This is a genomic window from Micromonospora sp. WMMA1996, assembly GCF_002573675.1.
GTDB lineage: Bacteria > Actinomycetota > Actinomycetes > Mycobacteriales > Micromonosporaceae > Micromonospora > Micromonospora sediminicola.
The window spans coordinates 513,674-534,254 of sequence record NZ_PDHU01000001.1; the positions used below are offsets into that span (position 1 = coordinate 513,674).

The 20,581-nt window shown below is 74.0% G+C and carries 22 protein-coding genes and 1 tRNA gene; 3 read left to right on the forward strand and 20 right to left on the reverse strand.

The window, feature by feature from the left end:
* Positions 1–79 precede the first annotated feature (79 nt).
* From COO58_RS02435 to COO58_RS02450, 4 genes are all read right to left on the reverse strand, one after another.
* A complete protein-coding gene (locus COO58_RS02435) occupies positions 80–400 on the reverse strand; it encodes a hypothetical protein (protein WP_091581936.1) in 321 nt (106 codons plus the stop codon).
* Positions 401–417: 17 nt separating this feature from the next.
* Positions 418–1,176 (reverse strand): Bax inhibitor-1/YccA family protein, encoded by a 759-nt coding sequence (locus tag COO58_RS02440; protein WP_098743663.1) that lies wholly within the window; start codon positions 1,174–1,176, stop codon positions 418–420.
* A gap of 125 nt (positions 1,177–1,301) precedes the next feature.
* Positions 1,302–2,135: a Bax inhibitor-1/YccA family protein gene (locus COO58_RS02445; protein ID WP_091581944.1), complete on the reverse strand. Its 834-nt coding sequence runs from the start codon at positions 2,133–2,135 to the stop codon at positions 1,302–1,304.
* A gap of 107 nt (positions 2,136–2,242) precedes the next feature.
* Positions 2,243–2,323 (reverse strand) — tRNA-Leu (locus COO58_RS02450).
* A 90-nt stretch (positions 2,324–2,413) separates the two neighbouring features.
* Between COO58_RS02450 and COO58_RS02455 the strand changes: the two genes are divergently transcribed.
* Entirely contained in the window at positions 2,414–4,252 is a 1,839-nt protein-coding gene (locus COO58_RS02455; RefSeq protein ID WP_098743665.1) for a hypothetical protein, read from the forward strand.
* A 53-nt stretch (positions 4,253–4,305) separates the two neighbouring features.
* On the opposite strand, the gene COO58_RS02460 is transcribed toward COO58_RS02455, so the two are convergent.
* From COO58_RS02460 to eno, 15 genes are all read right to left on the reverse strand, one after another.
* Entirely contained in the window at positions 4,306–5,640 is a 1,335-nt protein-coding gene (locus tag COO58_RS02460; RefSeq protein ID WP_091581952.1) for an NAD(P)/FAD-dependent oxidoreductase, read from the reverse strand.
* 102 nt (positions 5,641–5,742) lie between these two features.
* On the reverse strand, positions 5,743–6,306 hold the full coding sequence (locus tag COO58_RS02465) for a hypothetical protein (protein WP_091581956.1): 564 nt from the start codon (positions 6,304–6,306) through the stop codon (positions 5,743–5,745).
* On the reverse strand, positions 6,303–7,667 hold the full coding sequence (locus COO58_RS02470) for a DUF58 domain-containing protein (protein WP_098743666.1): 1,365 nt from the start codon (positions 7,665–7,667) through the stop codon (positions 6,303–6,305). Before COO58_RS02470 ends, COO58_RS02465 begins: the two co-directional genes overlap by 4 nt.
* Positions 7,667–8,665, reverse strand: coding sequence for a MoxR family ATPase (locus COO58_RS02475; RefSeq protein WP_091581964.1), 999 nt, complete (start codon positions 8,663–8,665; stop codon positions 7,667–7,669). The genes COO58_RS02470 and COO58_RS02475 overlap by 1 nt, the downstream gene beginning before the upstream one ends.
* Positions 8,665–9,246, reverse strand: coding sequence for a hypothetical protein (locus COO58_RS02480; RefSeq protein WP_098743668.1), 582 nt, complete (start codon positions 9,244–9,246; stop codon positions 8,665–8,667). The genes COO58_RS02475 and COO58_RS02480 overlap by 1 nt, the downstream gene beginning before the upstream one ends.
* Positions 9,243–9,974, reverse strand: a complete 732-nt coding sequence (locus COO58_RS02485; RefSeq protein WP_098743670.1) for a DUF4129 domain-containing protein — start codon at positions 9,972–9,974, stop codon at positions 9,243–9,245. Before COO58_RS02485 ends, COO58_RS02480 begins: the two co-directional genes overlap by 4 nt.
* Positions 9,975–9,994: 20 nt before the next feature.
* Entirely contained in the window at positions 9,995–10,708 is a 714-nt protein-coding gene (locus COO58_RS02490; RefSeq protein WP_098743672.1) for a uracil-DNA glycosylase, read from the reverse strand.
* Between the two features lie 19 nt (positions 10,709–10,727).
* On the reverse strand, positions 10,728–11,414 hold the full coding sequence (locus tag COO58_RS02495) for a dienelactone hydrolase family protein (RefSeq protein WP_091581978.1): 687 nt from the start codon (positions 11,412–11,414) through the stop codon (positions 10,728–10,730).
* A 259-nt stretch (positions 11,415–11,673) separates the two neighbouring features.
* On the reverse strand, positions 11,674–12,588 hold the full coding sequence (locus COO58_RS02500; RefSeq protein WP_098743673.1) for a hypothetical protein: 915 nt from the start codon (positions 12,586–12,588) through the stop codon (positions 11,674–11,676).
* Positions 12,585–12,917, reverse strand: a complete 333-nt coding sequence (locus tag COO58_RS02505; RefSeq protein ID WP_091581984.1) for a PadR family transcriptional regulator — start codon at positions 12,915–12,917, stop codon at positions 12,585–12,587. The genes COO58_RS02500 and COO58_RS02505 overlap by 4 nt, the downstream gene beginning before the upstream one ends.
* A gap of 79 nt (positions 12,918–12,996) precedes the next feature.
* Positions 12,997–13,926, reverse strand: a complete 930-nt coding sequence (locus COO58_RS02510; protein WP_091584179.1) for a Ppx/GppA phosphatase family protein — start codon at positions 13,924–13,926, stop codon at positions 12,997–12,999.
* A 42-nt stretch (positions 13,927–13,968) separates the two neighbouring features.
* Positions 13,969–14,481, reverse strand: coding sequence for an amino-acid N-acetyltransferase (locus COO58_RS02515; protein ID WP_091581987.1), 513 nt, complete (start codon positions 14,479–14,481; stop codon positions 13,969–13,971).
* Position 14,482: 1 nt separating this feature from the next.
* Positions 14,483–15,040, reverse strand: coding sequence for a DUF501 domain-containing protein (locus COO58_RS02520; RefSeq protein ID WP_091581991.1), 558 nt, complete (start codon positions 15,038–15,040; stop codon positions 14,483–14,485).
* A gap of 22 nt (positions 15,041–15,062) precedes the next feature.
* Entirely contained in the window at positions 15,063–15,698 is a 636-nt protein-coding gene (locus COO58_RS02525; RefSeq protein WP_091581996.1) for a septum formation initiator family protein, read from the reverse strand.
* Between the two features lie 29 nt (positions 15,699–15,727).
* Positions 15,728–17,011: a phosphopyruvate hydratase gene (gene eno, locus COO58_RS02530; RefSeq protein ID WP_091582000.1), complete on the reverse strand. Its 1,284-nt coding sequence runs from the start codon at positions 17,009–17,011 to the stop codon at positions 15,728–15,730.
* 213 nt (positions 17,012–17,224) lie between these two features.
* Here eno and COO58_RS02535 point away from each other — a divergent pair, with 213 nt between their 5' ends.
* Together COO58_RS02535 and nudC are read left to right on the forward strand one after the other, a co-directional pair.
* On the forward strand, positions 17,225–17,917 hold the full coding sequence (locus COO58_RS02535; protein ID WP_098743675.1) for a hypothetical protein: 693 nt from the start codon (positions 17,225–17,227) through the stop codon (positions 17,915–17,917).
* Positions 17,914–18,762 carry an NAD(+) diphosphatase gene (nudC, locus tag COO58_RS02540; protein WP_098743676.1) on the forward strand — a complete coding sequence of 283 codons (849 nt, stop codon included), beginning with the start codon at positions 17,914–17,916 and terminating at the stop codon, positions 18,760–18,762. Before COO58_RS02535 ends, nudC begins: the two co-directional genes overlap by 4 nt.
* Positions 18,763–18,766: 4 nt before the next feature.
* Here the strand turns inward: nudC and COO58_RS02545 are convergent, their stop codons facing one another.
* Positions 18,767–20,386 (reverse strand): DUF885 domain-containing protein, encoded by a 1,620-nt coding sequence (locus COO58_RS02545; protein WP_091582012.1) that lies wholly within the window; start codon positions 20,384–20,386, stop codon positions 18,767–18,769.
* Positions 20,387–20,581: the final 195 nt, after the last annotated feature.

Below are 20,581 nucleotides of genomic sequence, written 5' to 3' on the forward strand. Positions count from 1 at the left end.
TGATTCGTTTCTGATATCAGCTCGAAAGGCACTGACCCGCGACCGTCCGGCAAGCGCGCCGGGTCACCCGGAACGGCGATCAGAGTGTGGCGCGGGTGCGGGTCACCGCGGCGGCGGCGTCGGCCAGCACGGGCTCCGGTGGGCCGGCCAGGGCCAGGTCGGCGGCGACCACCCGGAGCTGGTCGGGCAGGGCCAGGTCGCTGGGCAGCCGGGGCACGTCGCGGCGCGGCTCGCCGGCGGTGTCGGCGGCCAGGTTGGCGATCTCCTGGACCAGCTTGTGCACCAGGTCGGCCCGGGACACGTTGCCCCCCTCGGCCGGCGCCGACCAGCGCGGCTGCTGCCAGTGCCCGACCTGTCGGACCAGCAGGGTCACCGCCCGGTCCAGTTCCGCTGCGCTCATCGCCGCACAGTTTACGGTCAGCGGCGCACGTAGCTGAGCAGGCGGAGGATCTGCCAGTACAGGAAGATCAGGCCGACCAGCAGCCCGAACGCGCAGTACCAGGCGTAGCGGCGGGGCAGCCGGTTGCGGACGGACCGTTCCACCAGGTCGAAGTCGAGGACGAAGCCGAGCGCACCGGCGATGATCGCCACCACGGAGAAGACGTACGGCAACCAGCCCACCCGGCCGCTGAGGCTGTAGACCGCCACCCCCTGCCGCCCGGTGAACAGGTACGCGAGCAGGTTGACCAGGCCGAGCGCCACGATCCCGACGAGCGTGCCGATGACCAGTCGGGCCAGCCGTGGGGTGGCCCGGATCAACCGGGCCCGGTAGAGCAGGGCCATGCCGAGGAAGACGCCGAACGTGCCGACCACGGCCTGCGCCACGATGCCCGGGTAGACCAGCTCGAACGCCCGGCTCGCCACGCCGAGCAGCAGTCCCTGGAGCACCGCGTACCCGACGATGAGCGGCGGGTTGGTGATCTGCTTGAGCGAGATGACCAGCACCAGGGCGAGGCTGGCCAGGGCGCTGCCGGCCAGCGCCGCCGAGATCCACGCGGCCTGCGGCACCACGAACCAGGCCACCGCCGCGGTGGCCCCGGTGAGCAGCAGCAGGCCCACCGTCCGGGCGACCACGTCGGCCACGGTCATCGCGTCGCCGGCCTCGACGCCGAGCACCTGCCGCTCGGTGCGACCGACGTCGTCCAGCCGGTCGAGCACCGGGTTGGCACTGCGCACCGTGGCCTCCTCCCGCCGACGTACCCGGATCCCACTCTGCCCCGGGTGGGCCGGTGGGGACGGGAAAACGGCGACGCCCGCCGCCGCGGGAGCGGCAGGCGGGCGTCGCGGGACGGGCGGGACGGTCAGTCGTCGCCCTGGAAGTAGCTGAGCAGCCGCAGGATCTCGATGTACAGCCAGACCAGGCCGACCACGATGCCGAACGCGGCGGTCCAGGCGTAGCGCTGCGGGAGGCCCATCCGGACCCCCTCCTCGATGTCGGCGAAGTTGAGCACGAAGCTCAGCGACGCCACCACGATGCAGACCAGGCTGAAGCCGATGGCCAGCGGGCTGCCGTCGCGCAGGTGCGTGTTGACGCCGAACAGCGACAGCACCAGGTTGACCAGCATCACGCCGAACAGACCGGCGATCACCGCCACCATGATCCGGGCGAACTTCGGGGTGGCCCGGATGATCCGCGCCTTGTAGATCATCGCCATCAGGAAGAAGACGCCGAAGGTGGCGACCACGGCCTGGAGCACGATGCCGTCGTAGAGCGTCTCGAAGGCCTTGCTGACCATGCCGACGAAGACGCCCTCGATGATCGAGTACGCCACCACGAGCGCCGGGTTGGCCATCCGGGAGAACGAGATGATCAGACCGAGCACCAGGCCGACCACGGCCGCGCCGATCCAGGCCACGCCGACCAGCGCGTCCGGCACGAGCACCCAGGCCGCGGCGGCCGAGGCCCCGAGGAGGGCGAGCATGAGGACCGTCTTGACGACGACGTCGTCGAGGGTCATCGGGGTCACGGCGGGCGGGGCCACCGGCTGGCCGTAGCCGCCCGGGTAGGGCTGCTGCGGCGGGTACTGCTGGGGGTATCCGGGCTGACCGTACGGCCCGGGCTGGGCGTACCCGGCCGCCCGCTCACGCTCGGCCGCCTGGCCGAGCCGGGCGAGCACCGGGTTCGAGGTCTTCACTTCTCAGGCCTCCCTCAGAGGTCGATCGCACGTAGACGTGCGTCTCCAGGGTAGACGGGCCGACAACACGGCACGTCGCGCCAAGCTGTGGGAAAGCTGAGAGTTCGTGCCCGGGGCGGGGGTCGAACCCGCACGCCTTGCGGCAGCCGCTTTTAAGGCGGCCGTGTCTGCCGTTCCACCACCCGGGCGGGTGACACCGGCGCGCCGACACGCGCGGGTGCAGATCTCACCGTAGCGGCTGCGCCGCCGCCCGGCGTACCCCGGCGGGCCCGGCCGATATGGTCGACGCCGTGAGCAGCGCCGCCCGCACGGCCCCCGGGCCCGACCGTGACCAGGCGGTCCACCCCGCGCCGGCCGGCGCGGGCCGGGCGACCCGGCTACGGGCCGCCGTCCGGCGGCGCCGGGCGGACCTGGTCGTCGGGTTCCTGTTCGTGGCGCTCGCCGGCTGGCTCACCCACGGCCTGTGGCCGTCGCCCGGCACCCGGATGCTCGCCCTCAACCCGGCCGACCAGACCCTGTACGAGTGGTTCCTGGCGCTCGACGCGCGCGCCCTGCGCGGCGAGTTCAGCCTGGTCACCGACCGGTTGAACGCGCCGGACGGGGTGAACCTGATGGCCAACACCTCGGTCGTCGCGCTCGGTGTGCTGCTCGCCCCGGTCACCGCGGCGTTCGGCGCGCCGGTCACGTTCGCCCTGCTGGTCGCCGGGAACATGGCCGGCACCGCGTTCGCCTGGCACCTGCTGCTCACCCGCACGCTGCGGGCCGGCCCGCTCGCCGCCGCGCTCGGCGCCGCCGTCTGCGGCTTCGGCCCGGGCATGGTCTCGCAGAGCAACGGCCACCTGCACATGACCGCGCAGTGGCTGGTCCCGGTGCTGGTCTGGCTGGTGGTCCGGCTGCTGCGCGCCGCCGATCCGGCCGGGCGCCCGGACGGGCCGGACCGGCGGCGGGCGGCCTCCTCCGCGGTCGGGCTGGCCGTCGTGGCCACCGTCCAGGTCTTCGTCGGCGAGGAGGTGCTCTTCCTCACCGCGCTCACCCTGGCGGTCATGGCCGTGGCGTACGGGATGGCCGACCGGGACCTGCTCCGGCGGGCGCTGCCCACCTTCGCCGGCGGTCTGCTCTGCGCCGGCGGGCTGGCGCTGGTGGTGCTGGCGTACCCGCTCTGGGTGCAGTTCGCCGGGCCGCAGGGCGTCGCGGACGGGATGTTCCCCGCGGCCTACTTCTCCGCCGACCTCACCGGCTGGACCCGGCTCTCCGCGCTGACGGTGTTCGGCAGCCCGGAGGCGGCCCGGCTGACCACCGGGCCGGCGGAGTTCACCACGTTCCTGGGCTGGCCGCTGCTGCTGGTCACCATCGGCTGCGCGGTCTGGATGGGCCGCCGCGCGCTGGTGGTCGCCGTGGTGGCCGCGGGGCTGGTGGCGGCCGCGCTCGCGCTCGGCCCGGAGGTCGTGGTCGGCGGGGAGCGAACCGGCGTGCCCGGCCCGTACGCGCTGCTGGCCGGCCTGCCGGTGGTGGACGGCGCGCTGCCGATGCGCTTCGCGCTGGTGGTGCTGCCGCTGGTCGGCACCCTGCTCACGCTCGCCGTGCACCGGGCCCGACACGACTCCGGCCCCGCCCGCCGACTGGTCCCGGTCGCGGTCGGCGCCGCCCTGCTCAGCGTCTTCCCCACCCCCTTGCCCACCGTCGACCGGCCGGCGCTGCCCGAGTTCGTCACCGGCGGCCACTGGCGGCAGTGCGTCCGCCCCGGCGGGGTGCTGGTGCCGGTGCCCACGGCCACCCCGAAGGACCCGTGGCCGATGCGCTGGGCCACCGCCGCCGACGTCGCCTTCGGCATGCCGGAGGGCTTCTTCATCGGCCCGTACGGCGAGGGCGGCACGGCCACCATGGGCACCTGGCAGCGGCCCACCTCGGCCCTGCTGGCCGAGGTGGCCCGGCGCGGCGTGGCTCCGGTGGTCGGTGACCGGCAACGCCGGCAGGCCGCCCGGGACGTCGAGTCCTGGGGCGCGACCTGCGTCGCGGTGACCGACGACGCGCCGCACGCGGAACTGCTGCGCCGCACCCTGGAGCAGCTCTTCGGCCCCGGCACCCGGATCGCCGACGCGTGGACCTGGCGGTTCTGACCCCGGACACGGCGAAGGGCCCTTCCCGTACGGGAAGGGCCCTTTCCGTTCGATCAGACGCGCGCCGCGCCGACCGGCGGGGCGGACGCCTCGGCGAACTCCTCACGCGGGTCGTGCAGCTGGCCCAGCGCGACCACCTCACGCTTGAGGAAGAACGCCAGCGACCAGTCGACCACCACGCGGACCTTGCGGTTGAACGAGGGGATCCGCGACATGTGGTACGTCCGGTGCATGAACCACGCCGGCCAACCGGTCATCTTCACGCCGTAGACCTGCGCCACGCCCTTGTGCAGGCCGAGGCTGGCCACGCTGCCGGCGTGCTTGTGCTTGTAGTCGACCGGCTCGCGCCCGCGGATCACGTTCGCGATGTTGTCGGCCATCCGGGCGGCCTGCCGCACCGCGTGCTGCGCGCTCGGCGAGCAGAAGTTGCCCGGCTCCTTGGTCAGGTCCGGCACCGCGGCGCAGTCGCCGGCGCTCCACGCGCCCTCGACCACCCGGTCGCCGTCCACCACCTGCAGCGTCGGCCGGCAGGTGATCCGGCGCCGCTCGTCGCGCGGGAAGTCGGTCGCGTCCAGCATCGGCGACGGCTTCACGCCGGCCGTCCAGACGATGGTGTCGGACGGGAAGCTGTCGCCGTCGGAGAGCTTCACGATGCCGTCGACGCACGACTCCAGCCGGGTGTCCAGCCGGATGTCCATGTTGCGCTTCAGCAGCTGCTGCACCGTGTAGGCGCCCATGTCCCGGTCGACCTCGGGCAGCACCCGGTTGGTGGCCTCGACCAGCACCCAGCGCATCTCCTCGGGCTTCAGCTCCGGGTAGTAGCGCAGCGCGTCGCGGGCCATGTCCTCCATCTCGGCGAGCGCCTCGATGCCGGCGTAGCCACCGCCCACGAAGGTGAACGTCAACGCGCGGCTGCGGACCGCCGGGTCGGTCGTGGCGGCCGCCACGTCGAGCCGGTCCAGCACGTGGTTGCGCAGGAAGATGGCCTCACCGATGGTCTTGAACCCGATGCCGTTCTCGTGCAGGCCGGGGATCGGCAGGGTGCGGGACACCGAGCCGGGGGCGACCACCACGTGGTCGTACGGGATCTCCCGGGCCGGGCCGCTGATCGGCTGCACCACGGCGGTCATCCGGTCGTGGTCGATCCGGGTGACCGTGCCGGCCACCACGGTGCACTTGCGCAACTCCCGCCGCAACGGCACCACGGCGTGCCGCGGGGAGATGTTGCCCGCCGAAGCCTCCGGGAGGAACGGCTGGTACGTCATGTGCGGCTGGGGGTCGACGACGACGACCTCGGCCTCACGGGAGCTCAGCTTCTTGGACAGGCGCAGAGCGGCGTACAGGCCCACGTGCCCGGCACCCACGACAAGGATCCGCTTCGGATTCACGTCATCTATCTTTCCCCGGGGGGCTCCGGTAATCCCGCGCGAGACCCCCATCTGTGACGGAGCACAACCCGTGTGACCTGCGCAACGTCCCGGGGTGTCCCGTCACCTGCGACGCAGCAGCCACCCCAGCAGCGCGCTCAGCCCCACCGCGACCAGCAGCCCCACCACCGTCGCCACCTGCGAGCCCGCGGACCCGCCGACCCCGCCGAGCCAGGCCAGCACGATGCCGACCACGGCGCTGGCCAGCACCACGCCGCCGGCCCGGGCCAGCCACCGCAGCACCAGGTCCGGGTCGATCAACCCGTCGTAGGGCAGCAGCGCGGCGAGCGCACAGAGCGTGTGCGCCAGGTAGAGCAACGTGGCGACCGCCAGCAACCGCCACAGCGCCGGCGGCCGGTCGAAGCCGAGCGTGGCCAGCAGCCAGCCGGCGACCGTCACCAGCGCGGTGAACGTCGGCCAGACCCGCCTCGGCCCGACCGCCGGCAGCACCGCGGCGATGGTCAGCGCCAGCAGCGACCGCGGGGTCAGGGCCTGCACCGGGTACGCGAGCAGGAAGCCGGCCAGCACGACGAGGAAGATGCCGCCACGCACCAGCAGCGGCAGCGGGCTGACCCGGGCGGCGGCGTACCGCACCGCCCGCACCCGCTCGACCAGCGCGTCGGTCATGAGAAACCTGCCCTCGGTGCGGTGGCCAGCCGGGCCACGTCCCGCAGTACCTCGTCCAGGCTGCCGGCGCCGGCCCACCGCACCACCGGCACCCCGTGCTCGCGGAGCTGGCCGATCATCGTGTCCCGGTCCAGCCGCCACAGCCGGTACGCCACCTCGGCCCACCCACGCTCCTTAGGCACCGGCAGCTCGGTCGGCAGCGTGTCCACCGCCACCACGAACCGCCCGCCCCGGGCCAGCCGGGCGAGCATCTGGGCCGACCGCTCGTCGAGCAGCGGGGTGAGCACCACCACCAGCGCGTCCGAGGAGAGCACCTGCGGGCCGAAGACCTGGTCGTACGGCTCGTGCGGGGACGACTCGGCGTGCACGTCGAGCAGCCACTCCAGCGCGGTCAGGTACTGCCGCCGACCGGTCGCCGGGCGCAGCCGCCGGGCCGTCGGGCCGTACTCCAGCAGCGCCACCCGGTCGCCCCGGTGCAGGTAGTGCTCGGCGATCGCGGCCGCGGCCCGGACCGTGGTGTCGAGCACCGACGCCGCGCCGCCCACCCCACCGGAACGGCCCGCCTCGGCCAGCACGTCCAGCAGCACCACCACTTCGGCGTCCCGGTCGGAGAGGGTGGCCGCGACGTGCAGCTGACGGGCGCGCAGGGACACCCGCCAGTCGACCCGGCGCAGCCGGTCACCGGGCGCGAAGACCCGTACGCCGGCCAACTCGCCGCCCTCCCCCGGGCGCCGCGACCGGTGCGCGCCGACCAGCCCGGCGGCCCGGGGCATCGCCTCGACCGCGTCGAACGGCTCGGTCCGCGGATAGACCCGGGCCCGGATCGGGTCGGTGATCACCGCGCGGGACACCAGCAGCCCGTCGGCGGCGGCGACCCGCACCCCGGCCGGGCCGATCGGGTGCCGACCCCAGCGCAGCGCGGTGCCGGTCAGTTCCAGGTCGACCGCGCTGCCCCGGGGCACCGAGGTGACGAACGGACGGCCCGCGCCGCCGGAGTCGCGCACGTCCAGCCCGGCGCCGCCGAAGCCGACCTGCTCCACCCGCAGCCACCGGGACATCCGGGTACGCACCACCGCGATGTCGTAGCCGACCAGGTCGGGATTGGTGACCGACACGGTGGCGGCCATCGGCCCGCCCTCGACCAGGTGGGTGTCCCCGACGCCCAGCTCCAGCTCCGGCTGCGCGGCCGGGCGGCGGCGCAGCGCGTACGCGGTGCCCAGCGCGAACGGCGTGGCCAGCACCACCAAGTCGATCCGGCCGAGCAGCACACCGGCGACGAGCAGGACGCCGGTGAGCAGCACGGCCCGGCCGAGCGCCCAGGTGGGCGCCCAACCGCTCGCCGGCTCGGCCCGGGCGTCCATCAGCGCCCGGCGGCGTAGCTGGGCAGCGCGCCGCTGGCCGGGGCCGGCGTCGACTCCAGCACCTCACCGACCACGAAGGACGGATCGACCCGGCGCAGCCACATCTCCGGCCGCAGCGTGATCCGGTGCGCCAGCGCGGGCGCCGCCACCGCCTTCACGTCCTCCGGCACCACGTAGTCCCGGTTCGCCAGCACCGCCCGCACCCGGGACAGCAGCAGCAGCGCCAGCGATCCGCGCGGGGACGCGCCGACCAGCACCGACGGGTGGTCCCGGGTGGCCGAGGTGAGCGCCACGATGTACCGGCCGACCGAGTCCTCGACGACCACGTCCTCCAGCGCGGCCTGCATGGCGCGCAGCGTGCCGGCGTCCACCACCGGGGTGATCTCGGCCTCCTCGCGGCGGCGGGCGACCCGCCGGCGCAGCACCTCCCACTCCTCGTCGTGGTTCGGGTAGCCGAACGAGACCCGCAGCAGGAACCGGTCGAGCTGCGCCTCGGGCAGCGGGTAGGTGCCCTCGTACTCGATCGGGTTGGCGGTGGCCAGCACGTGGAACGGCTCGTCCAGCCGGTAGGTCACGCCCTCCACCGACACCTGCTTCTCCTGCATCGCCTCCAGCAGCGCCGACTGGGTCTTCGGCGGCGTCCGGTTGATCTCGTCGGCGAGCAGCAGGTTGGTGAAGACCGGCCCGGCGCGGAAGGAGAAGTCACCGGTGCGCTGGTCGTAGAGGAAGGAGCCGGTGACGTCGGCGGGCAGCAGGTCCGGAGTGAACTGGAGCCGGCGGAAGTCCAGCCCGAGCGCCTGCGCGAAGGACCGCGCGGTGAGCGTCTTGCCCAGGCCGGGCAGGTCCTCCAGCAGCACGTGACCGCCGGCGAGGATGCCGGCCAGGACCAGTTCCAGCGCCTCGCGCTTGCCCACCACGACGGTGCCGACGGCGTCCAGGACGGCCCGGGCGAGCCGGCCCACCTCGGCGGGGGGCATGCTCCGGTCCACGTCGTTCATCAGATCTTCTCCAGTTCGGCGACGATCGCCGCGAGGTCGCGCGGCGACGGTGGGCGGCGGGCGGGGGTGCCGAGGAACGTCCAGAGCTGCTCGCCCAGCAGCGCGCGGGCCCGCGCCGGGTCGGACTCGCGGGTCACCCCGTGCCGCTGGCGCAGCCGCTCGTCGGCCAGCTCGCCCAGGCGGGGCAGTACCCGCTCGGTGAACCGCTCGCGGTTGCCGCCGCACCAGTCCAACGGACGCTCCCACCCGTTGATCGCGGTACGCAACGCGTCCCGCGAGGACCAGTTCCAGGTGCCCGGTTCCTCCCCGACGGCGGTCCGGACGCCGGCGCGGGGCGGGGGCGGGGGCGAGAGCGCGGCGGTGACCCGGCGCACGGCGAGCACGGCGAGCACCCCCGCGACGATGATCCAGATCGGCACCCGCAGGCCGACGGCGCTCAACGCGACCATGACCACCGCCACGACGGCGGCGGTCACCGCGGCGGTCCGCAGCAGCCAGCGCGCCCGGCCGCCCGAGGGTCGCTCGGCCTCCACGGCGGGTTCGTCGCCGAACGCGAGCAGGTCGTCGATGCTGGTGCTCATGCCGGGACCTCCCCGGCCACCACGCTGGTCAGCTCGCCGCGCAGGCGGCGCAACGCGGCCCGGGCCTGATCCCGGGTGCGCTCGTCGACCGGGTGGGTGGCATAGCGGGCCTCCCGGTAGACGTGCGCGAAACCGTCCAGCACGTCGGCGCTGGCGATGGCCGGGATGCCCGCCGCCGGGTCACCGCGCAGCAGCCGACCGACCAGGTCGGTGGGCGTGTCCCCGGTGTGCCGCGGCACGCCGGCCTCCTCGGCCGCCTCCTCCAGGCGGACCCAGCAGGCGATCACCGCGGTGCGCGGGTCGGTGGACCGGTCGTCCAGTTCGACCAGTCCGGCGTCCAGGGCCGCCATCACCTCGCGGGCGGTGCCCGCGGCGGTGCGCCGGGCCCGTTGCGCGGGCACCGCGCGGGTGGTCCGCCGCAGCGCGCCGCCGACGACCGTCCAGAGCACGTATCCGACGACGGCCAGCACGACCGCGGCGAGCAGCGCCATGGCGACGGTGACCAGCCAGTCCGGTATCCCGCCGGACGTCTGCTCGCCGGCCTGCCGGGGCTCGACCGGGAACGAGGGCGTCTCCGAGGGGTACTCCGGCACGTACGGGATCGTGTCGGCGGCGGGCGGGATCCGGCTGGCGCCGATGGCCGAGTGCCCGGCGGCGAGCGCGGCGACCGCGAGCAGCGCCGTCACCGCCGCGACCGGCCACCACCGGCGCAGTACGCCGAAGTCCATCCCACCGCCTCAGGTGTTCCTCAGTCCACCCCGGCCAGGTGCTTCGCCCGGGTGAACACGTCGTCGAGCATCGCCGGCGTGAGCCGGCCGGTGAACGTGTTCTGCTGGCTGACGTGATAGCAGCCGAGCAACGTCGGCACCGACTCGCCGGACCAGTGTGCCCCATGGCCGAACGCCGGGCGCGGTGTGGGCGGGCGCTGCCCGTACACGTGCCGCAGCACCGGCCACCACGCGGCCCAGGCGAACGCGCCCAGCGCGACCACCACGCGCACGCTGGGGCGTACCAGTTCGACCTCCCGGTGCAGCCACGGCGCGCACGTGTCCCGCTCGGCCGGGGTGGGCTTGTTGTCCGGTGGGGCGCACCGCACGGCGGCGAAGATGCGGGTGTCACGGAGCGCGAGGCCGTCGTCGGCGGACACACTGGTCGGTTGGTTGGCCAGCCCGGCCCGGTGCAGCGCGGCGAAGAGCACGTCCCCCGACCGGTCCCCGGTGAAGATCCGCCCGGTGCGGTTGCCGCCGTGCGCGGCCGGCGCCAGGCCGAGGATCGCGATGCGCGCGTCCGGTGGGCCGAAGCCGGGCACGGGCCGTCCCCAGTAGTCCTGGTCGCGGAACGCGGCCCGCTTGACCCGGGCCACCTCCTCCCGCCACGTCACCAGGCGGGGGCAGGCGAAGCAGTCGTTGACCGCGCCGTCGAGGTCGGTCAGGTCGGTCGCCCGCGCGGCGCGGGCGACCACCTCGCCGGGGGTACGCGACTCAGCCAAGCTTCGCCCGGAACAGTTCCAGGGTGCGGGCCCAGGCGGTGGCGGCGGCCCGCTGGTCGAAGTGCTCCGGCCGGTCCTCGTTGAAGAACGCGTGCGCGGTGCCCGGGTAGTCGAACGTCTGGCAGGTCCCCCCGGCGGCCTCGATGGACCGGCGTACGCTCTGCACCCCGTCGGCGGCGGAGAGGCCGTCGGCCTCGGAGCAGTGGATGAGGGAGGCCTTCCCCGCGTAGCCGGCCCAGTCGGTGGCCATGCCCTCCCAGGGCAGGCGGGGGTAGAAGCCGGCGGTGGCGACGATGCGCTCGGAGAAGGTGCCGGACCACAGGGCCAGGCTGGCGCCCGCGCAGAAGCCGGCGCAGCCCACCTTGCCGGCGACCTCGGGCCGGCTCGCCAGGTATTCGGCGGCGGCCGCGATGTCGCTCGCCGCCTCGTCCATCTGGGTGCTGTTCAGCATCTGCCGCGGCTCGGTCGGCTTGCTGGCCGGGCCGCCGTGCCGGAAGTCGGGCGCGAGGGCGACGAAACCGGCGTCGGCGAAGCGGTCGACCACGGCCCGCACGTGGGGCACCAGACCCCACCAGTCCTGAATGACGATGACCGCCGGGCTCGCCGCACCGCCGGAGGGTATCGCGAGATACCCCTCGCTCGTCCCCCCGTTGCCGGTGAAGCTCACCATCTCGCCCATGGGCCCGTCCTCCTAGCGGTCAGTCATCGTTGGCTGGTCGCACAGTTGGGTGTTACGTGCCGGTAGCGTGCCACGCGGTCACCGGCCCGGGGAAGACGGAAGAACAGTGGCATTCACCTCCTGTCGACCCGCCGGGCGGGAGCACCTTCCGCGGCGGCGTGCGTGCGTCGAGACGCCTGTCGAGCTGATGTCGTCAGCGACTCAGCTCGACAGGCGTGGATCGTGGGTGCCGGGACCGGACCGACCGGCGCGGCCAGACTCAGCGCGTCGGCGTCGGCGCGGGCGTGGCGCTCTCGGTCGGCGCGGGCGGGGCGGGTGACGGCGCTTCCGGCGGCCCGAACGGTGCCAGTTCCGGGCAGTACGGGTAGGCGTTGCGCGGCGCCGGCACGGCGCCGGACGAGTCCAGGCAGTTCGGCCAGCCGAGCCGGATCGGCACGCCGTTCTGGTCGAAGAGCTGCGCGTCGCGGATCAGGCGTCCCTGCTGGTCGTAGACGAAGACGTCCTCGATCCGGTCGTACCGGCGATCCACCGCCACCTGCTCGTAGTCGGCGGGGCTGCCGCCGCCGGCGCGCTGGTCCACCTCGGCGAGCACGGCGACCGAGAACAACAGCAGCGCGGCGGTGCCCAGGTGGTGCAGCCGTCGCGGCCACCCGGTGAGGCCGGCGGAACGGTGGCCCCACCACACCGACGCGACGACCGCGCCGATGAGCACCAGCAACCCGGCGGAGGTGTTGGTGCCGAGCCGCGGCACCAGGCCGACCTGCCCGTCCGTCATCGCGGCCACGAGCAGGGCGGCCAGCCAGCCGCGTACCAACCACCAGGCCGGGCGTAGCGGTCGCAGGAAGTCGCTCACCGTCTCGTGACCGAGCACCGGGCCGAGCTGGCGGTCGAGCAGGCGCAGCTGGGTGACCGCGTTGTCGCGCGCGGCGGACAGCCGGCGCAGGCGGACCGGCCGCCCGCCCGGCTCCGCGCCCGCCGCGGTCCGCAGCTCCGCCGCGTACGCCTCCGGCGGGCCCAGCCGGTCGACCAGGGCGCCCTCGCCCTCGGCGGCGACCTCGGCCAGGTGCTCCGCGAGGTCCTCGGTCAACTCGTCCCGCCGAGCCGGCGGCAGGTCGGCGAGCGCGGCCCGCACCCGGTCGACGTAGTCCGTGATCTCCTGCCCAGTGACGGTCATGCCGCCATCCCCCGATCGTCGAGCAGTGCGTCCATGGTGGTGGCGAACGAGCGCCAGGTCTTGCCGGAGCGGGTGAGCTGGTCCCGCCCCGAGGCGTTCAACGAGTAGTACTTGCGGTGCGGTCCGGACTCGCTCGGCACCACGTACGTGGTCAGCAGGCCGGCCGCGAAGAGCCGACGCAGCGTGCCGTAGACCGAGGCGTCGCCGACCTCGGTCAGGCCCGCCTCGCGCAGCCGGCGCAGGATGTCGTAGCCGTACCCGTCCTCGTCCTTGAGCACGGCGAGCACCGCGAGGTCGAGGACACCCTTGAGGAGCTGCGTCGTATCCACGCTCCGCACACTAGTGCGCATTACGGAATACCGTCAACAAGACACCCCGCCGGCAACGGTCGATGCGGCGGGGTGGGAGTTAGGCGAGGCTCCAGGCGATGCCGTCGAGGATGTCGTGCTCGGAGGCGACGACGGAGGGCATCCCGGCCCGCTCCATGATCACGCGGAGCACCAGCGCGCCGGCGCCGATCACGTCGGCCCGGCCGGGATGCATCACCGGCTCGGCCAGCCGCTGTTCCCGGGTCGCGCCGAGCAGGTAGGCGGTCACCGAGGCCACCCGCTCGTAGGGGACGCGGGCGTGGTGGATCCGGCCCGGGTCGTACTCCCGGAGCCCTTCGGCCAGGGCCACCACTGTGGTGACCGAGCCGGCGAGCCCGACCAGCGTGGCGGCCTCCCGGCCGGGCACGGCGGCCAGCGCCCGGTCCACCGCCGCCGCGACGTCCGCCTCGGCGGCGGCGATCTGCGCCGGGGTCGGCGGGTCGCCGTGCAGGTGCCGTTCGGTCATCCGGACGCAGCCGATGTCCACCGAGATCGCGCCGCGCACACCCTCGGTGCGGGTGCCGACGACGAACTCGGTCGAGCCGCCGCCGATGTCGACCACCAGGTACGGCGGTTCGGCGTCGGCGGGCAGGCCACGGACCGCGCCGGTGAACGACAGCCGGGCCTCCTCGTCGCCGGTCACCACCTCCGGCGGCACGCCGAGGGTGCGCTCCACCATGTCGCGGAAGTCGCCGGCGTTGGAGGCGTCGCGTGAGGCCGAGGTGGCGCACATCCGCACCCGGTCGGCGCCGAGCTTCTCGATCTCGGCCGCGTAGTCGGCCAGCGCCACCCGGGTCCGCTCGATCGCCTCCGGCGCGAGCCGGCCGGTGCGGTCGACCCCCTGCCCCAGCCGGACGATCTCCATCCGCCGGCTCACGTCCACCAGCGGCGCCGACTCCCCCGCGGACGGATCCGGCAGGTCCGCGACCAGCAGTCGGATCGAGTTGGTCCCACAGTCGATGGCAGCCACGCGCGCGCTCACGGCTGCCACCCTACGGCAGCCCGGCCCCGGTCAGAGGCGGAGGAGCATGCGGCTGTTGCCCAGGGTGTTGGGCTTGACCCGCTCCAGGTCGAGAAACTCCGCCACGCCCTCGTCGTAGGAGCGGAGCAACTGCTCGTAGACCGGCTGCGGGACCGGCGCGCCGTCGATCTCGCGGAACCCGAAGCTGCCGAAGAAGCCGGTCTCGAACGTGAGCACGAAGATCCGCGCGACCCCGATCTCCCGCGCCGCGTCGATCAGCTCGCCGACGATCCGGTGCCCGATCCGGTGACCCCGGCAGGACGGGTCGACCGCCACCGTGCGGATCTCCGCCAGGTCCTCCCACATCACGTGCAGCGCGCCGCACCCGACCACCGTGCCGTCTCCGGTGACCGCCACCCGGAACTCCTGCACGTCCTCGTAGAGCGTCACGGTGGCCTTGCTGAGCAGCCGCCGGTCGTCGGTGTAGGTGTCGACCAGCCGGCGGATCCCGCGTACGTCACCGGTGCGGGCCCGGCGGACCACGACCTCGTCGACGGTGCTCACCTCACTCCGCCGTGGGCACGTCCACGCAGGGGCCGGCGGCCCACCACTTCTCCACCAGCGCCAGCGTCTCGTCGCCGAACGGGTTCACCCCCGGGCCGGCGCCGAGCGCGTGGCCCAGGTGCACGTGCAGGCACTTCACCCGTCCCGGCATGCCGCCGGCCGAGATGCCGGCGATCTCCGGCACCTCACCGATCGCCTCCCGGCGGGCCAGGTAGTCCTCGTGCGCGGCCCGGTACCGCGCGGCCAGCTCCGGGTCCTCGGCCAACCGGTCGGCCATCTCCTTCATCAGCCCGGCCGACTCCAGCCGGCTGCACGCCGCCGTGGCCCGCGGGCAGGTCAGGTAGAACAGCGTCGGGAAGGGCGTGCCGTCGGCCAGCCGGGGCGTCGTCTCGACCACGTCGGGCAGGCCGCACGGGCAGCGGTGGGCCACCGCCCGGGTGCCGCGGGGCGGGCGGCCGAGCTGCGCGGCCACCGCGGCCAGGTCGGCCTCGGTGGCCGGCTGACGTTCCGGCAGGGGTACGGAGTCCGCCGCCGGCTCCAGCGGTGGTTCGACGCTCACAACAGGACCTCTCGTGTGGTGCTCACTTGTCGGGGCGCTCGGCGTTGGCCGCCTGCAGGCTCGACCACAGGGTGTCGTACCAGGGGTCGGGCGGCTTCGGCGCCCCCGCCTTCGCGCCCTTGCCGGCGTCCTTGGCGGCGCCGTCCGGGTCGGAGAGCACCACCAGCAGCGTCTCGCCGGGCTTGCCCATGAAGAAGCGCTCCCGGGCCTGCGTCTTGACGTACTCCGGGTCCTTCCACTTGGCCGCCTCGGCGGTGAGCCGCTCGATCTCGGCCCGCTGCGCGGCCTGCGCGGCTTCCATCCGCTCGATGTCGGCCTGCTGGTCCAGATAGACCCGGACCGGATAGGTGTATGCCAAAGCGAGCGCGATCAGCACGGCGAACAGCACGGTGGCGCGCCCGGTGAAGCGCCGGGGTTGGGGTGCGGTGAGCCGCTTGACCGCGCCACCGGCCGCGGTACGCCGGGCCGCGGCCGGGCGGCTCGCGGAGCGTACGCCGTCGGTGGCGCGGGACGTGCCGGGTGACCGGCCGGCGGCCCGCTGCTCGGCGCGGACGCCGCCGTCACGGGCCGTGGACCGGACCCGGGCACCGCCCGCCCGGCCGGCCTGACCCGGCCGACGGGCGGGGCGCTGGCCACCCGGTGTGCGGCGCTGCTGCATCGTCACACCCCTCCCCCGGAGCGTCGGCCTCAGGCCGAACGGTAACGCGGGAACGCGCCGGCGCCGGCGTACCGCGCCGCGTCGGCCAGCTCCTCCTCGATCCGGAGCAGCTGGTTGTACTTGGCCACCCGGTCGGAGCGGGCCGGCGCGCCGGTCTTGATCTGCCCGCAGCCGGTGGCGACCGCCAGGTCGGCGATGGTGGTGTCCTCGGTCTCGCCGGAACGGTGGCTCATCATGCACCGGAAGCCGGCCCGGTGGGCCAGGTCCACGGCGTCCAGCGTCTCGGTGAGCGAGCCGATCTGGTTGACCTTGACCAGCACCGCGTTGGCGGCCTGCTCGGCGATGCCCCGGGCGATGCGCTGCGGGTTGGTCACGAACAGGTCGTCGCCGACGATCTGGATCCGGTCGCCCAGCGCGGCGGTCAGGGTGGCCCAGCCGCTCCAGTCGTCCTCGGCCAGCGGGTCCTCGATGGACACGATCGGGTAGTCGCCGGCCAGCTTGGTGTAGTAGTTGCTCATCTCCTCGGCGCTCTTGGCGCTGCCCTCGAACGTGTAGCTGCCGTTGTCGAAGAACTCGGTGGCGGCCACGTCGAGCGCGAAGACGATGTCGGTGCCGAGCCGGTAGCCGGCCTTCTCGACCGCCTCGGCGATCAGGTCCAGCGCGGCGGCGTTGGTGGGCAGGTTCGGGGCGAAGCCGCCCTCGTCACCGAGCCCGGTCGACAGGTCCTTCTTCTTCAGCACCGTCTTCAGCGCGTGGTAGACCTCGGCGCCGGAGCGCAGCGCGTCCCGGAACGTCGGCGCGCCGATCGGCGCGATCATGAACTCCTGGATGTCGACGTTCGAGTCGGCGTGCGCGCCACCGTTGAGGATGTTCATCATCGGCACCGGGAGCAGGTGCGCGTTCGGGCCGCCCAGGTAGCGGAAGAGGCTCAGCTCGGCGCTGCCGGCGGCGGCCTTCGCCACGGCCAGGGAGACGCCGAGGATGGCGTTGGCGCCCAACTCGCCCTTGTTGTCCGAGCCGTCGATGTCGATCATCTTCTGGTCGATCAGCCGCTGCTCACTGGCCTCGTAGCCGATGAGCTGGTCGACGATCCGGTCCTCGATGTTGGCGACGGCCTTCTCGACGCCCTTGCCCAGGTAGCGGTCCTTGTCACCGTCGCGCAGCTCGACCGCCTCGAAGGCGCCGGTGGAGGCGCCGGACGGCACCGCGGCGCGGGCGATCGTGCCGTCGTCGAGCCCGACCTCGACCTCGACCGTCGGGTTGCCCCGCGAGTCCAGGATCTCCCGGGCGACGATTCCCTCGATGGTTGCCACTGAGTCGCTCCTCGTTTGTGTGGTTCCGGTCCGGTATGGGCCGCGACGGTGCGGCTGAGGCAGGTGTTGAACGCAGCGTATCGGTCCCCGCCCTCCCGTACGCCGCTCGGGGCGGACCCCACGGCGCGAGCTGAGACGGACATTCCCGGATTACCGGGCGTCAACCGGCAACGGGTTTGCGAGAGGTTGCGTCGATCGACAAGGCTGGGCATCATGCCTGCCGCCTCGACGACTCTCCGTGTGCTCGCCGCCTCGGTCATCGTGTCGCTCTCGGTCACCGGATGCCAGGCCCTGGACGACGCGGGGGTCGCCCTCGGGCGGGCCGATCTGGTCAACGACCTCGCCGCGCGGATGGACCGGGCGCTGGAGCAGACCTGGGCCGCGGAATACCAGCTCGACGGCGGGCGGACCGCCTCGATCGCCCAGACCGAGGAGCCGCTCCGCTCCACCTACACCTGGCCCGGCGGCAAGATCACGGTGACCCAGGAGGCGGTGACCCGGTGCGCGAGCACCGCCACCCGCACCTCCTGCACCGTGTCCCCGCCGTTGCTCACCGCCGGCAAGCCGTCCGTGATCGTCTACGACGAGGCCCGCAAGCAGGGCCTGGTCACCCCGCCGGCGGTGATCCGGCTACTCACCGACGCCGCGCTGCGGCCCGAGGCGGTCATCACGCAGAGCGACACCACGCTGGCCGGGCACCACGCCACCTGCGTCGACGTCACGAACGCCGGGGAACGCTTCACCGCCTGCGTGACCAACGAGGGGGTGCTGGGCAGCTTCACCGGCCGGCTCGACGGCAAGCCGGCCGAAATGACGCTGAGCCGCTACACCGAGACGGTCGAGGCCGCCGCGTTCGCGGTGCCGGCCGGCGCCGGCGTGGTCGACCGCCGCACCACCACGTCGTGAACCCCGGCGGCACCGGAAGCCCCACGTCCCGCGCCGCCGACGCACCGGGCTTCCGTCCCGTCGCCGACCACGCGCGGCCGCCGGAACCGGACGACCTGGCCCTCGCGGTGGCCGGACGGAAGCTGCTGACCGGCGCCGACGGTCGACTGCCGCGGATCGGCGAACTGCCCGCCCGGACCGGCTGGGTGGCGGTCGGCGCGCTGGACGGGGTGCCGGCCTGGGCGACCGAGGTCAGCGACCCGGACTCCCTGCCCGGCCGGTGGCGGAGCTGGCGCGGCCTCGCGGCCGAACTACCCGCCGCCGCAGCGGACCTGGCGGGGCGCGCGCTCGCCGTGGTCACCTGGCGGCGTACGCACCGGTGGTGCGGGGCCTGCCGGGCCGAGCTGGCCGACGTGCCGGGCGAGACCGCGCGGCGCTGCCCGACGTGCGGGCTGACCGGCTACCTGCCGCTCTCCGTCGCGGTGCTGACCGCGATCACCCGCCCGGGCGAGCTTCTGCTGGTCCGGCACGCCCACGGGCCGACGGAGCTGTGGGCGCTCGTCGCCGGCTTCGTCGAGGCGGGCGAGTCGCTGGAGGCGGCGGTGCACCGCGAGGTCGCCGAGGAGGTCGGCCTGACGCTGGACCGCCCCGCGTACGTGGACAGCCAGCCGTGGGCGCTGTCCGGGCCGGGCACGCTGCTCGCCGGTTTCATCGCCACCGTGACCGATCCGGCCGCGGAGCCGGTGGTCGACCGGGCGGAGCTGACCGAGGCCCGCTGGTTCCCGGTGGACGCGTTACCGGCCGAGCTGCCGCCGGCGTACTCCCTGTCCCGCTGGCTGATCGACGCGGTGGTCGCGCGCGGTTGACCCGTCAGAGCCCCAGCAGCGTACGCAGGTGACGCGGGGGCGGGCAGTCGTGCGCCAGCATCGCGTCGTGCCACTCCCGGACCGGCACGTCGGCGGGTCGCGCGGCGGCGATGTCGGCCATCTCGCTGTAGCCGACGAAGTAGGTGGAGAGCTGGGTGGAGGTGAGCAACGCGCGCCGCCACTTGCCGGCCGCCTCGCCCTCCTCCTGGAAGCCGCGCCCGGTCATCAGCGCCATCGCCTCCGACTCGGGCAGGTCGTCGCAGTGCACGAGCTGGTCGAGCAGCGCGTTGATGGTCATCCGGAGCTGCATCTTGAGCTGTTGCAGGCGCACCGGCAGCCCACCGAAGCCGAGCCCGGCCATCAGCTCCTCGGTGTAGACCGCCCACCCCTCGATGAACACACCCGACTCGGTGAGCGCGCGCACCCGGGTCGGCCCGGCGTGGCGCCGCGCGTGGGCGAGCTGGAGGAAGTGACCCGGCATCGCCTCGTGCACGGTCAGATTGCGGATCATGTGGTCGTTGTACTCCCGGTAGAACGACTCGACCCGCTGCGCCGGCCAGTCCGCCGGGGTGGGCGCGATGCAGTAGAACGTCGGCACGTCGGCCGTCTCCAGCGGGCCGGGCGAGTCGCAGTAGGCCACCGCCACCCCCCGGGCGAACTCCGGCATCTCCTGGATCACGCACGGGTCGTCGACCAGGCTCACCAGGTCGTGCCGGCGGACGAAGTCACTCGCCTCGTCGAGCGTGACGGAGGCGAGGTCGACGATGGTGGCGTCGTCCGGGTGCTCGGCGGCCAGCAGGTCCAGCGCCCGGCGTACCGTCTCGTCGTCGGCCGGACCGCCGACCAGCTCGACGGCCGCCGCCCGGATCTCCTCGGTGACCCGGTCGAGGTTGGCCCAGGCGCGGCGCTGGACCTCGGCGGCGCCCAGCTCGGTGTCGAGCGTGTGCCAGAGCCGCGCCTCCCAGCGTCGCCGACCCAGCCGGGGGTCACGCCCGGGACCCGCGTCGGCGGCCAGGCCGAGACGCAGCCAGGCCACGAACTCGTCCAGCGCGGCGATCGCCGCCGTGGCGGCCGGGCCGACCCGGTCGCGCAGCGCCGGCGCCTGGGCGAGCAGCGCGGGCACCTCGTCGCGGACCAGGGCCGCCGTGCCGGTGAACTGCCCGACCGCCGTCTCGGCGTGGATCCGCGGCATGTCGCGCAGCGTCGCGCGCGCGGTGGCCAGGGCGTCCGGTACGGCGGCGAGGCGCCCCGCCAGGTGGGTCAGGCGCTCCTCGACCGGGGCGTAGGGGCGGGCCAGCAACGCGTGCAGCAGCGGGCCGGGATTGTGGCGCAGCGGGTCCCACTCGTGGCCGCGGATCTCGGTCGCCTCGAACAGCCCGCGGTCGACCAGGCTGCTGAGCAGCGCGTGGTCGACGCTCTCCTCGACGTCGAGCGTGTCCGGGTCGATCTCGGAGAGCGCGTCGGCCGCGTCCTTCAGCATCGCCTGGTCGGCGGCGAGCGCGTCGGCGGAGAGGTCGGGCAGCCGGTCGTCGTAGCGGTGGTCTCCGGCGGCGGTGGCCAGCCCGGGCCGGCTCTCCAGCAACGCCTCGACGATCCGCTCCGCCAGCGGCACGAACGCTTCCATACCGAAACCCTACCGACCGCGCCGCCGGGCCCCGCCCTCCCACTGCCCCCGCCGTCGCATTGATCAAGGACTTCGCGTCTCCCCCGGCGCCCCTCCCGACACAAGCTCCTCGGTCACCGAATCTGGCCCCCCGCCCCGGCCGAGCGCGGTAGATCTTGGTAGGAAACGGCCCCTATAGGGGTACTTTCCTACCGC

What these genes read in the sequence shown, in the direction of transcription:
- COO58_RS02455 (WP_098743665.1), top strand. Translation starts at nt 2,414, where the DNA reads ATGGTCGACGCCGTGAGCAGCGCCGCCCGCACGGCCCCCGGGCCCGAC.
- COO58_RS02525 (WP_091581996.1), bottom strand. Translation starts at nt 15,698, where the DNA reads ATGCAGCAGCGCCGCACACCGGGTGGCCAGCGCCCCGCCCGTCGGCCG.
- COO58_RS02435 (WP_091581936.1), bottom strand. Translation starts at nt 400, where the DNA reads ATGAGCGCAGCGGAACTGGACCGGGCGGTGACCCTGCTGGTCCGACAG.
- COO58_RS02465 (WP_091581956.1), bottom strand. Translation starts at nt 6,306, where the DNA reads ATGACCGACGCGCTGGTCGAGCGGGTGCGGGCGGTGCGGTACGCCGCC.
- COO58_RS02485 (WP_098743670.1), bottom strand. Translation starts at nt 9,974, where the DNA reads ATGGACTTCGGCGTACTGCGCCGGTGGTGGCCGGTCGCGGCGGTGACG.
- COO58_RS02500 (WP_098743673.1), bottom strand. Translation starts at nt 12,588, where the DNA reads ATGACCGTCACTGGGCAGGAGATCACGGACTACGTCGACCGGGTGCGG.
- COO58_RS02480 (WP_098743668.1), bottom strand. Translation starts at nt 9,246, where the DNA reads ATGAGCACCAGCATCGACGACCTGCTCGCGTTCGGCGACGAACCCGCC.
- COO58_RS02470 (WP_098743666.1), bottom strand. Translation starts at nt 7,667, where the DNA reads ATGGACGCCCGGGCCGAGCCGGCGAGCGGTTGGGCGCCCACCTGGGCG.
- COO58_RS02495 (WP_091581978.1), bottom strand. Translation starts at nt 11,414, where the DNA reads ATGGGCGAGATGGTGAGCTTCACCGGCAACGGGGGGACGAGCGAGGGG.
- COO58_RS02475 (WP_091581964.1), bottom strand. Translation starts at nt 8,665, where the DNA reads ATGAACGACGTGGACCGGAGCATGCCCCCCGCCGAGGTGGGCCGGCTC.
- COO58_RS02535 (WP_098743675.1), top strand. Translation starts at nt 17,225, where the DNA reads ATGCCTGCCGCCTCGACGACTCTCCGTGTGCTCGCCGCCTCGGTCATC.
- COO58_RS02545 (WP_091582012.1), bottom strand. Translation starts at nt 20,386, where the DNA reads ATGGAAGCGTTCGTGCCGCTGGCGGAGCGGATCGTCGAGGCGTTGCTG.